Here is an 11,928-nt window from a genome sequence, read left to right as displayed (position 1 = left end):
CCAAACATTAATCTGCAAAGGGCAGATAGATATTAAATTCAGTATGTCCAGGCCAGCTATCACATTCAATATAGCCGTCATGCTGATCAATAAGCGTTTGCGCAATAGAAAGTCCAAGTCCTGAACCACCTTCTTTATTGGTGATCATCGGGTAGAACAATGTTTCGCGTATGCTGTGGTCAATGCCTGGTCCGTTATCAGATATTTGGATCAACAAGGCTTTTTTAGGTGCTTTACCTGGGCGACGATGTTGATGGTTTATGCGGGTTTTTATTTTTATTTCACCGCCATCAACGAGCGCCTGTTGGGCATTTCGAACAATGTTTAATACGACTTGTTGTATTTTGCCTTGGTCAATATATACATCAGGAATACTCGGGTCATAATCCTTCACTAAGCCAATATTAGAACAATTATCTAACGTACTTAGCCTGACAACCGACTCTAGGGTTTGATGAATATTGCCATAAGACTTTTGCGGTAGCTGATTTGGCCCTAAGAGCCTATCTACTAATTCGCGCAATCTATCTGCTTGCTCAATGATAAGCTCAGCGCATTGGTCTCTTTCTTGTTGATCAACTTCATACTGCAATAACTGCGCCGCTCCGCGAATTCCACCTAAAGGATTTTTAATTTCGTGCGCTAAACCACGAATTAAGTTTCGTGCAGCTTGATATTGATGCATTTGGTTTGATGCTTGGTCGTGCTTTATTTCATCATCTGTTTGGCGCCATTCTAATAATATATATAACGTGTCTTTAAATTTAAGCTGTCTTGAGCTGACTGCTACCTTGGCATGGCGAGAATCGCTAAAAACCACGTCAGCTCTATGTTGCTGGCAATCAACGCCATCAATTAATGAATACTGTTCAATACGTTTCAAGTCAATAGAATGGTAATTAAAAAGGCTATCGAAAGGTTGATCTAACAAGCGTTTAGTACCAAGACCAAGTAACTCACTCGTACTGGTATTAGCATAAACAACAGTAAATTTTTTATCGAGCAACATGACCGCTGTTGTTTGGTTTTGCCAGATAGCGTCAAGCAGTTCTGGGCTGAAAATTTCATTATTAATCATAGTTGCACCATTTTAGTGCGCTAATATTTGCAGGCAATTAATATTAATAAAATGCACTGCTGCGCCTCAGTTTTAAACTTAAATTTAGTTCTTGAATGTTATACCAATCTGCTTAATTAAGTGAGCTATTTTGAGGTATGAAAACCGTGTCGATAACAGGGCAAAAAATTCGTTATTTAGTTGTTCTATATCAGAAATTTTTAACACAGTTAGCGTCAAGCTTAAGCCCTCAAATTGATCAAGTATTATTGCGGATTGGTATTAAGCCCTTTCTGCGCATAAAAAACACATAAGGTTGGCTCACGGCAATAATTTGGTTTTTATTATTCAACAGCTTTACTTGCAATGTATGTTCACCGCGTTCAACATCTTTTATAGCAAAGGTTGAATCATGACTAGCAGGGCCATGTGTTTGACCATCAACAAACAGCTGTATTGTTAACCCACTTTCGAACCGTGGTGTTATACGGCTGGTAACATATACCGTGCCTGTATTTTCATGAATTGTTTGATTATGCTCTGGTGACAAAATAGCAATGTTAAACGCTGCTTTTTGGGGTTGAGGTTGGTTATTTAAAATATCAGTATTGGTCGCAGGCATTGTAAGGTGCTGACTTGTAAGCTTTACCTCCGTCGCGCCTTTATGCGGTGTATCTGAGAACACTAACACGCCATTTTTATCTTCCCAAGCGTATATTTTTTTTTCAGCAGCATAGCCATAATTACTTAATCCTAAAGTAATTGTTAGTAATAAAATGTAATTATTCACTCGGCGGTCCTGCGTTTTAGAGTAACTTTACTCTAGTGGAGATTGCTTTGATTTACCATTAAAAAAGCCCGCAGAGCAGCGGGCTTGAGAACACACATATTTTTTACAGCTTAATTAACAGCTGTAGTACATTTCAAACTCAACTGGGTGAGTTGTCATGTTAAGTTTTTCAACTTCTTTAGATTTAAGTGAGATATAAGCATCAATTAAATCATCAGTGAATACACCACCTTGAGTTAAGAATTCACGGTCTGCGCTAAGTGCAGATAGTGCTTCGTCAAGTGATGCTGCAACCGTTGGAATTTCTGCTGCTTCTTCAGCTGGTAAGTCGTATAAATCTTTATCCATAGCATCGCCAGGGTGGATCTTGTTTTTGATACCATCAAGGCCAGCCATAAGCATTGCTGAGAAAGCAAGGTATGGGTTAGCTGTTGGATCTGGGAAGCGTACTTCAATACGACGACCTTTTTCAGATGGAACCACTGGGATACGGATTGATGCAGAACGGTTACGTGCAGAGTATGCAAGCATAACTGGTGCTTCAAAACCTGGTACTAAACGTTTATACGAGTTAGTAGAGGCATTTGCAAAAGCATTGATTGCTTTAGCATGCTTAATGATGCCGCCAATGTAGTAAAGTGCATCTTCAGAAAGACCGCCGTACTTATCACCAGCAAAAAGGTTTACACCATCTTTAGCAAGTGACTGGTGACAATGCATACCAGAACCGTTATCACCAACAACTGGCTTAGGCATAAACGTTGCTGTTTTACCGTATAAGTGAGCCATGTTATGGATAACATATTTCATTTCTTGAATTTCATCCGCTTTTAATACCATTGTATTAAAGCGAGTAGCAATCTCGTTTTGACCTGCTGTTGCAACTTCGTGGTGATGTGCTTCTACTACTTGGCCCATTTCTTCTAGAACTAGACACGTAGCTGAACGCCAATCTTGGAAGTCATCAACAGGAGCAACTGGGAAGTAACCGCCTTTAATACCTGGACGGTGACCTGTGTTGCCATCTGCATATTCTTTATCTGAGTTCCAAGCAGCTTGCTTAGAATCAATTTTGTACATAGAACCAGACATATCTGATTTGTATTTAACGTCGTCAAATACGAAAAACTCTGGCTCAGGGCCAAATAAAACTGTATCTGCAATACCTGTAGAGCGCATGTAATCTTCAGCACGCTTAGCAACAGAACGCGGGTCGCGCTCATAACCTTGAAGCGTTGAAGGTTCAACAACGTCACAACGAACAATTAGTGTTGTTTCTTCTGTGAAAGGGTCTAATTTGATAGAGTCTGCATCTGGTAATAAAACCATGTCTGACTCATTAATGCCTTTCCAACCAGCGATTGAAGAACCATCGAACATTTTACCGTCTTCAAAAAAGTCTTCATCAACTTGGTGATGAGGAATAGATACATGTTGTTCTTTACCTTTAGTGTCAGTAAAGCGTAAATCAATGAACTTAACGTCATTTTCTTTAATAAAATCTAAAACCGATTGTGACATGTGTCCTCCAAGTGTGGGGTTTTGTTATTGCTGCATAATTGCTTTAGCATTTATTAAGCTGATTTTGTGCCATTTTTATAACTGCATGTTTATAAATTAAAAAAAATAAGTTGTTATAAAATTCAGCATAGTGGCGCACTAGTTTGGTGCGTAAAATATCCCTTTTGGTGCAATATTTACACGGTGCAATTTGCTGATAATTTAATCGCTTAAAATTAGCATAAACTAAATGCAAAAGAGTACCAAAAAGATCGGAAAAATAGCCAAAATGGCTGTTTCTCGAAAAAATATCGAAATTTAATTCATATAATTGTCATATATAAAACAGATACTTAGTGAAAGTATTGAGAAAGTTTTAAAATTTGTATTGGATAAACTTTCATCCATGTCATTAATGAGGGATAATATGCGCCCTTTTAAATCCTATGCTTGGACATCTCGTGAAAACGCAGATGAGTGCGTAGATCTTGCAGGATCATTGAGAATTTAATTTCTCTGAGTAAATATATGAGCATCGAAAAGTTAAGAAATATAGCGATTATCGCGCACGTTGACCACGGTAAAACAACACTGGTTGACAAACTACTTGAGCAATCAGGTACATTAGAAACACGCGGCGGTAACGAAGAGCGCGTGATGGACTCAAACGACATTGAGAAAGAACGTGGTATTACCATTTTGGCTAAAAACACAGCCATTTCTTGGAACGACTACCATATCAATATCGTAGATACTCCGGGACACGCCGATTTCGGTGGTGAAGTTGAACGCGTACTTTCGATGGCTGACTCAGTATTATTACTTGTTGATGCTCAAGAAGGTCCAATGCCACAAACGCGTTTCGTTACGCAAAAGGCATTCGCGCAAGGCTTAAAGCCAATCGTAGTTATCAATAAAATTGATAAGCCAGGTTCACGTCCTGATTGGGTTATGGATCAAATCTTTGATTTATTCGACAACCTTGGCGCAACTGACGAACAGTTAGACTTTAAAGTAATCTACGCTTCAGCAATCAACGGCTGGGCAACACTAGATTTAGACGAGCCATCAGAGAACATGGAACCTATGTTCAAGATGATCGTTGAAGAAGTATCACCACCGGATGCAGATCCTGAAGGTGACTTCCAAATGCAAATTTCTCAACTAGATTACAACTCTTATGTTGGTGTAGTTGGTATTGGTCGTATTAAACGTGGTTCTGTTGCTCCTAACCAACAAGTTACTATTATCAGTGCTGATGGCACTACACGTAATGGTAAAATTGGCGCAGTACAAAGCTACCTAGGTCTTGAACGTATCGAAACTGATAGAGCTTACGCTGGTAACATCGTAACTGTAACAGGTATTGGTGAGCTTAAGATTTCTGACACAGTTTGTTTCCCAGGAAACGTTGAAGCATTACCACCACTAAGTGTTGATGAGCCAACTGTAACAATGACATTCTCTGTAAATAACTCACCTTTCTGTGGTAAAGAAGGTAAGTTTGTAACGTCACGTAATATCCGTGAGCGTTTAGACAAAGAATTAGTACACAACGTAGCACTTCGCGTTGAAGATACTGCTAGCCCAGATAGCTTCCGTGTTTCTGGTCGTGGTGAATTACACCTAGGTATCTTAATCGAAAACATGCGTCGTGAAGGTTACGAGCTTTCAGTTTCTCGTCCAGAAGTTATCTTACGTACTGTAGATGGCGTTCTAGAAGAACCGTTTGAAACAGTGACTATTGACTGTCAAGACGAGCATCAAGGTTCTGTTATGGAACAAGTTGGCCTACGTAAAGGTGAACTTACTAACATGACTCCAGATGGCAAAGGCCGTATGCGTTTAGACTTCATGATCCCTAGCCGTGGTTTAATTGGTTTCCAAACTGATTTCATGACGCTTACTTCGGGTTCTGGTCTTATGTACCATACGTTCGATCATTACGGTCCTCACAAAGGTGGCGACATCGGTGTTCGTAAGAACGGCGTAATGATTGCAAACGCAACTGGTAAAGCACTTACTAACGCGTTATTCAACTTACAAGAGCGCGGCCGTTTATTCATCGGTCACGGTGTTGAAGTATACGAAGGTATGGTTATCGGTATTCATAACCGTGATAACGACCTTACAGTTAACGCCCTTAAAGGTAAGCAGTTAACTAACGTACGTGCATCTGGTACTGATGAAGCGCAAACGCTTTCTCCGCACCTTAACTACTCACTTGAGCAAGCGCTTGAGTTCATCGATGATGACGAGCTAGTTGAAGTAACTCCACTAAACATTCGTATTCGTAAGAAACACCTTACAGAAAACGAACGTAAACGTGCGGGTCGTGCACCTAAGTCATAATCTATTAATTTAGAATAATGATTTTAAAAGCCGCTGTATTGCAAAATACAGCGGCTTTTTTGTGGGTGAGATTAATTAAGTAAAAAGGTTAAAGGAGTTTTTTACTAACGAGCTCACCGAGATGCTGTGTGGTATATCTAGGTCGACTTATAAATATGTGTTGTTATTGGGTAATAGTGTTGTTATAAATTATCAAAGATTTTGCTGGCGCAAACACTAAATATTTATCGGTATTCTTGGTGATACACAGTTAGAGTTTTTGATTATTAAACCTCAATTTGGAGTATATTATGGCCTATGAGTTAGGGAAAAGATTAGTAATTGGTGTAGCTTCAAGTGCTATGTTTGATTTGTTAGAATCGGATACTGTTTTCAGAAAGCAGGGTGAGGAAGAGTATAGGAAGTATCAATTAGAAAATCTTGATAACCCGCTTAATAAAGGAGTGTCATTTTCATTTATTAAACGGTTACTTTCTTTAAATAACTTAAGCGAGAATCCTAAAACAGATCCTTTAGTGGAAGTAGTATTACTATCGCGTAATGATCCAGATACCGGATTACGTGTCATGAAATCGATTAAGCACCACGGCTTACCAATATCACGTGCTATTTTTATGCAAGGAAAATCTCCTTATGAATATATTCCAGCATTAAGTATATCCTTATTTTTATCCGGTAACTCTTCTGATATCAAAGAAGCAATAGGTATGGGATACCCTGCGGGTCATGTTCTCGAATCAGCAATTGTAGATGATGACGATGATGATTTAAGAATAGCTTTCGATTTTGATGGTGTTCTAGCTGACGATGAATCTGAAACGGTAATGCATAATACAAATGATGTTAATCAGTTTCATGAACATGAAACTAAGAATGTGCTGCAGCCTCATAATCCAGGACCTTTGAAAGAATTTCTTGTAAAAATATCTGATATTCAAAAATTAGAAGAAAAAAAGAAGAAATCTGATCCTGACTATAAAAATCGCCTGAGAGTTTCAATTGTAACTGCCCGTAATGCTCCATCACATGAGAGAGCTCTTAATACTCTGAAGGAATGGGGTGTAATGGCTAACGATGCATTTTTCCTCGGTGGTGTAGATAAAGGTTTAGTATTAGGAGTACTTAAGCCTCATATCTTTTTTGATGACCAGTCAGGGCATTTAAACTCTACAAGTACAGTTGCCCCTTCAGTTCATATACCTTTTGGTGTTAAAAATTTAAAGTTAGACTAATAGTTTAACTCCATCCAAACGCATTGAATTTGATGTCATATTTAATGCGTTTTAAAACAGCCGATAACGCAAAGCCCCCGTGTTTGTTGGTGGGGTATTTTTTCGTTGGGTTTCGCTGTGCTCAACCCAACCTACTTAATTATTTATTGGTGGGGGTAGCTTACTTTTTAGGAAGTAGGGTGATTTTGCCAAATACGTCGGCATCTATAAAGCCACGATTTCTGTCGCCATTTACTGGTTGTACTTCGTGTGAGCCCATAAAGTGCTCGCGCACGTCGCTGCCATCGTTATCGCAATACGCTAGCATAAAGCCGATTACTTGCTTTTCGCTAAGTGTAATAGGGGTGTTTTTAGCCCCTTCTTTATAATCATTTGGGTAGAGTTTTATTGCTACTTCCCAGGTAATATTAAAAGGCGCGGTGGTGTTGCGCTTCCAGTTACTAACTAGATGGTCGGTATACAAATGGGCTTGTTTATCAGGTCCGTAATCGGCAGCTTGGTTATCAAGGCCAATATGGTACGCCAAAGCGGTGTGATTAAATTGATGATTACCGCCTGATGCATCGCTATCAATAAATACTTCAAGCGCATCGTCATCCCAATATTTATACGTTGGATCGGCGTGTGTATCAATTAAAACGTCATCCACAATATCGGCTTGTAGGTATAAATAGTTTTGATCCCACAATAAACGATAGCGCCCTTTAAAGTCGGCATCGTTTGATGGCAGTGTGCCATCCATTAAATAAGGCATGTCGTGCCAAGTGGCTTTATTCCACGCATCTTCTGATACGCCATCAATAGTAATTGGGGTTGATGTATGCTCAACATCAGTGGCCATTGCTGGCGTGCTTAATAAAAAGCTTAAGGCGAGTGCTAATTTCTTCATTAATCCCTCAATTTTATTGTCGATTTGTCTTAATGTAATAACAATCTTAAAACAGCTAAGTAAATAGTTACAGTGAAATACTTTCGCCTTCGTTTAAAATATACAGCGGTGTTTTAGCATCCATTTTTTTAACCATGTGCAATAAGCGCAGCAAGGCTGAATGACTGCTGTGATCGCCCATTTTCCAACTTGAGTTACCGTACCCCCACGGTATCATTACTCTACAATTAAGCTCTTGTGCTGCGCTTAGTGCATCTTCTGGTGTGGTGTGGACGTAACGGTACCAGTTAGGATCGTCTTTACTGTAGTAAGAAGCGATTGGCATTAAGCAAATATCGATATCGCCGTATTTTTGCTGTATGTCTTTAAAATGTTTTGAGTAGCCAGTATCACCTGCAAAAAATAAAGTGCTACCGTTTTGTTCAAGTAACCAGCCATTCCATAGGTCTTTATCGTGATCTTCGTAAATAAAAGGCACTGAAATACGACTGCTAAAGTGATGTGCAGGTACGCCATGAATTGCTAAATCGTCAATACTCGTTTTTGCATACCAGGCCATTTCGCTAATGTTAAATCCACCTGTTGGGAAGTTATCAGCCATTCCCAGTGGCGTTAAGTAGCGTGGTTTGTTACCTATTTCTGCTATATCTGCTTTATTAAAATGATCATAATGAAGGTGAGAATATATAACGGCATCTAAATTAGTTAGTTCGCTGTTAGTTAGCCAGTCACCGGGCTTACGATAAAACCCTGAGGCAAGTTTAAAGGCTAAATCAACAGGGGAGTCGAACTGCTCTTTTACAGGATCAAACACCACTTGCTGCCCGTTTGGTGTGCTGATCATAAACCCTGCATGGCCAAGCCAGCGAACAGTGTATCCGGTATTTAATTTTGGAGTTACTTGCCCAGCAATATATTGGCAGTTTTCACTTCCTTCTTCACATTGCAAATGAGTGTTGCTTGGATAGCAGTCATTTTCACAACTAATAGGGTACGTTTTTTTGCCTGGGTATAGATTATGGTAGCGCCCTTCGCGCTCACCATCTTTATGTAGTGGTACTACAGTATCAGGCCCTGCGATTCTTTCTATGTGATTAGCAGTTCCGCAAGCGGTTAGTAAGCTAGAGATAGCTAAAAGAGTTAAGGTACTTATTTTCATTGTAGTTTTTTATTTTAATTCTAATTTTATGAAAGTGTACCAAAAACGTTAGATTAATAAGTGGTTAAAAAGTAACAAAAAGTAAAAATAAATAAGCCTGCGAAGTTGCAGGCTTATTTATTTTTGTTCGTTTGTTTGTAATATATTAGTTAGCCTGCGCTATTCATTTGTTCAATAAATTTGTTTGAATCGGCAATCGATTTGTTCATGTCGTTCATTAACACTTGTATGTCGCGTTTAAGGTTAGTGAATTCACCTTTAATAGCCGATACCGCTTGTGCGTTTAAGTTATGCTTTAAATATAAAACATTATCGTGAAGCGACGTTAATACTGGCTCCATTTTACTCTCTGCGCTGCGCATCGAGCGTAATAACTGTTCAAACTGACGCTTAGTCGCGGTTAGCTTTTTGCTGCTTTCACGCTTAAGTGATGCGCTTTTGTATTGCTCTAGCTCATCGCTCCACTCATCAAAAAGTGCTTCTGCTACGTCTTCTACTTTATTGATGTTAGTTGATACTTCGTTTGCGGCTTTTAAGCTCGACTCGTAATCGTCGTTTAATTGATTGTAAGTGTCTTGTAGTTCGCCACCATTAAAATCGATTAGAGTAGTTAAGCGCTCTAGTGCGGATTTAAATTCTTCTTGAGACTCTTGCTGCGAGTCTTTGGTTTCTTCTACGCGGTCGATAAGGATGTCGCGTTTGTGAATACCTACTTTTTCCATTGCAGAGTAATAAGCTGTTTGGCAACCTGACAAAGTAAGTGTTAGTACAAGCATTGAAACACTAAGTAATGTTTGTTTTTTCATCTGAATTCCTGTTTACGCGTGTTAGTGCTGTAAATTATGGCGCTGATTGTTATTATAATCAAAACCACATAAGCACAAGTCAATTGTATGAATGATAAGCTCTCCAATTACAAACAGCAAGTTAAGACCTTTATACGCCAGCAGCCAAGTTGGTGGATGCAGTATTTTAATCGCTGTATAGATGATCAAATAACGGTTAATGCCGGCTATTTAGCCTATGTTACGTTACTTTCTTTGATACCGCTTATTGCAGTGGGTGTTGCTATATTTTCGGCTTTTCCAGGTTTTGAATCCACTCGTATGGAGATTGAGAGCTTTTTGTTTACTAACTTTGTGCCTACTTCTACCGATGTTATTAGAGAGCACATTAGCTCTTTTGCCGGTAACGCAAACCAAATGACCGCAGTAGGTATTGGTTTTTTAGCTGCAATTGCATTGTTGCTAATACGTAATGTGGATGCCACGCTAAACCGCATTTGGCGAATAAAGAAAAAGCGCCCGATGATGATTTCCTTTGCAGTATATTGGATGGTTTTGAGCTTAGGGCCTATGTTACTTGGTGCCAGCATTGGTGTTACCTCTTATATTGTATCTTTGGTATCGTTTGCTGATCAGGGTATTCCTGGGTTTAGCGGGTTTTTGTTAAAGCTATTGCCGTATGGTATTTCGATGGTGGGCTTTATTATGCTCTACACCTTAGTGCCTAATACGCGCGTATCGTTTAAAGCGGCGATACCGGGAGCATTATTTGCGGCACTTTTGTTTGAGCTAACTAAAAAAGGGTTTGCACTTTATATTAGCCATTTTCCTTCGTACGAAGTGATTTACGGCGCAGTGGCAACGATTCCTATTTTGTTTGTTTGGGTGTATTTATCGTGGGTTGTTGTTTTGCTTGGCGCTGAATTTACAGCATGTATTAGCCCAGATGAAATACCAGAAACACCAGAACTTGAGTTTGAAGATGACAAGCCAACAGTAAAGGACACAGTTTAAATGCAAGGGTTAATACAGCGCGTAAAGCATGCCAAGGTAGAAATTAATAATCAAGTTGTAGGCGAAATTAGCCAAGGTATATTGTTGTTGCTGGGTGTTGAAAAACACGACGATAAACAAACGGCCGATAAGCTTTTACACAAAGTAAGTAACTATCGTATTTTTACTGACGAAAAGGACAAAATGAACTTAAGCCTCAAAGATATTAAAGGTGAGTTGCTGGTGGTTTCGCAATTTACCTTAGCGGCTGATACTAAAAAGGGTATGCGCCCTAGTTTTTCATCTGCGGCAACGCCAAGCCAAGCTAATGAGCTTTACGAGTACTTTGTTGCTCAAGCTAAAGAGTTGGGGCTTACAATAGCCACCGGTGAGTTTGGTGCCGATATGCAAGTAAGCTTGTGTAACGATGGACCCGTTACGTTTAACTTATCTGTTTAAGTTTTTTGGTTACCACGACAATATGATTCACGTAGCCCGTAATTTTTTGCGGGCTGACTGTACAGCCAAACACATCGAGTAATAGCTGCTTAAGTTGCTTTAATTGCGACTCATGTTGCGATAAAAAATTAATAAATAGCACACCGTTGTTATTTAAGGCCAAGTAGATTTTTTTATAAAATGCCTCTTCAAATAAAAATCGAGGTGCGTCTATTTGGCTAAATAAATCTAAGATAATCCAGTCAATATTTTGCGCACTTTTTAAAACCTGTTGTGCATCGGCGCAAAGCAGTTGCTCATTTTTATTTGACGAAAAAAACTGGGTATAGCAATCAATAATATCGGCGTTTTTTTCAACGGATGTTATGTGTGCTTTGGGGTATTTGTGTTGTAAATAATTACGAATAGCACCGCCGCCAAGGCCAAGTTCTAGCACCTTTTTTGGCGCGCTAAGAGCTTGCCATTGCTTACCTAAGCACAATAAATGTGGAAAAAGTAATAAACTCGGGTCATTTAAATCAATAACAGATTGGAGTGTGTCGTTAATGAGTAACCAGCGCAACTGCTCATGACCACGTATCTGAATGTGATCCCCACTGCATTTATGCCAATAGATTAACTGACCAATGCTGTGGCTATTCTCAATAAACTGATCGCTTAGCAAGCCCGTCAGCGAATTTATATAATTGATTTTTTCTATCATATTCTCAGC

Annotated in this window: 11 protein-coding genes; 4 read left to right on the top strand and 7 right to left on the bottom strand. The window is 39.2% G+C overall.

The genetic code is table 11. The features are described 5' to 3' along the window. Window positions 1-7 precede the first annotated feature (7 nt). The 3 genes from glnL to glnA all read right to left on the bottom strand — a co-directional run bounded on the left by glnL (window position 8) and on the right by glnA (window position 3,368). Window positions 8-1,078: a nitrogen regulation protein NR(II) gene (gene glnL / locus DO88_RS09025; protein ID WP_008133339.1), complete on the bottom strand. Its 1,071-nt coding sequence runs from the start codon at window positions 1,076-1,078 to the stop codon at window positions 8-10. 238 nt (window positions 1,079-1,316) lie between these two features. Next, window positions 1,317-1,847, bottom strand: coding sequence for a DUF4124 domain-containing protein (locus DO88_RS09030; RefSeq protein WP_033039485.1), 531 nt, complete (start codon window positions 1,845-1,847; stop codon window positions 1,317-1,319). Window positions 1,848-1,961: 114 nt separating this feature from the next. Further along, on the bottom strand, window positions 1,962-3,368 hold the full coding sequence (glnA, locus tag DO88_RS09035) for a glutamate--ammonia ligase (protein ID WP_033039482.1): 1,407 nt from the start codon (window positions 3,366-3,368) through the stop codon (window positions 1,962-1,964). Between the two features lie 507 nt (window positions 3,369-3,875). Here glnA and typA point away from each other — a divergent pair. Together typA and DO88_RS09050 are read left to right on the top strand one after the other, a co-directional pair. Continuing rightward, the gene (gene typA, locus DO88_RS09045) at window positions 3,876-5,699 is read left to right on the top strand and encodes a translational GTPase TypA (protein ID WP_007376210.1); all 1,824 of its coding nucleotides are present in this window, start codon (window positions 3,876-3,878) and stop codon (window positions 5,697-5,699) included. A 290-nt stretch (window positions 5,700-5,989) separates the two neighbouring features. Beyond that, window positions 5,990-6,931: a 5'-nucleotidase gene (locus tag DO88_RS09050; protein ID WP_033039477.1), complete on the top strand. Its 942-nt coding sequence runs from the start codon at window positions 5,990-5,992 to the stop codon at window positions 6,929-6,931. A 160-nt stretch (window positions 6,932-7,091) separates the two neighbouring features. On the opposite strand, the gene DO88_RS09055 is transcribed toward DO88_RS09050, so the two are convergent. The 3 genes from DO88_RS09055 to DO88_RS09065 form a co-directional block, all read right to left on the bottom strand. Then, complete coding sequence (locus tag DO88_RS09055) at window positions 7,092-7,820, bottom strand: CBM9 family sugar-binding protein (protein WP_033029248.1); 729 nt, start codon at window positions 7,818-7,820, stop codon at window positions 7,092-7,094. A gap of 67 nt (window positions 7,821-7,887) precedes the next feature. Further along, the gene (locus DO88_RS09060) at window positions 7,888-8,979 is read right to left on the bottom strand and encodes an MBL fold metallo-hydrolase (protein WP_033029246.1); all 1,092 of its coding nucleotides are present in this window, start codon (window positions 8,977-8,979) and stop codon (window positions 7,888-7,890) included. 149 nt (window positions 8,980-9,128) lie between these two features. After that, on the bottom strand, window positions 9,129-9,785 hold the full coding sequence (locus tag DO88_RS09065) for a DUF2959 domain-containing protein (protein ID WP_007376214.1): 657 nt from the start codon (window positions 9,783-9,785) through the stop codon (window positions 9,129-9,131). Window positions 9,786-9,872: 87 nt separating this feature from the next. On the opposite strand from DO88_RS09065, the gene DO88_RS09070 reads away from it, so the two are divergent. Both DO88_RS09070 and dtd read left to right on the top strand, forming a co-directional pair. Beyond that, complete coding sequence (locus DO88_RS09070; RefSeq protein ID WP_007376215.1) at window positions 9,873-10,778, top strand: virulence factor BrkB family protein; 906 nt, start codon at window positions 9,873-9,875, stop codon at window positions 10,776-10,778. After that, window positions 10,779-11,216: a D-aminoacyl-tRNA deacylase gene (gene dtd / locus DO88_RS09075; protein ID WP_007376216.1), complete on the top strand. Its 438-nt coding sequence runs from the start codon at window positions 10,779-10,781 to the stop codon at window positions 11,214-11,216. Here dtd and DO88_RS09080 read toward each other — a convergent pair. After that, window positions 11,200-11,919 carry a spermidine synthase gene (locus tag DO88_RS09080; protein WP_033039475.1) on the bottom strand — a complete coding sequence of 240 codons (720 nt, stop codon included), beginning with the start codon at window positions 11,917-11,919 and terminating at the stop codon, window positions 11,200-11,202. The two genes, dtd and DO88_RS09080, sit on opposite strands and share 17 nt — an antisense overlap. Window positions 11,920-11,928 lie beyond the last annotated feature (9 nt).

The sequence above is a fragment of the Pseudoalteromonas sp. S3431 genome (assembly GCF_000690035.1).
Taxonomy (GTDB): Bacteria; Pseudomonadota; Gammaproteobacteria; order Enterobacterales; family Alteromonadaceae; genus Pseudoalteromonas; species Pseudoalteromonas fuliginea.
Note: the sequence above shows the minus strand (reverse complement) of the source record. Positions and strands in the feature narration are given on the sequence as shown.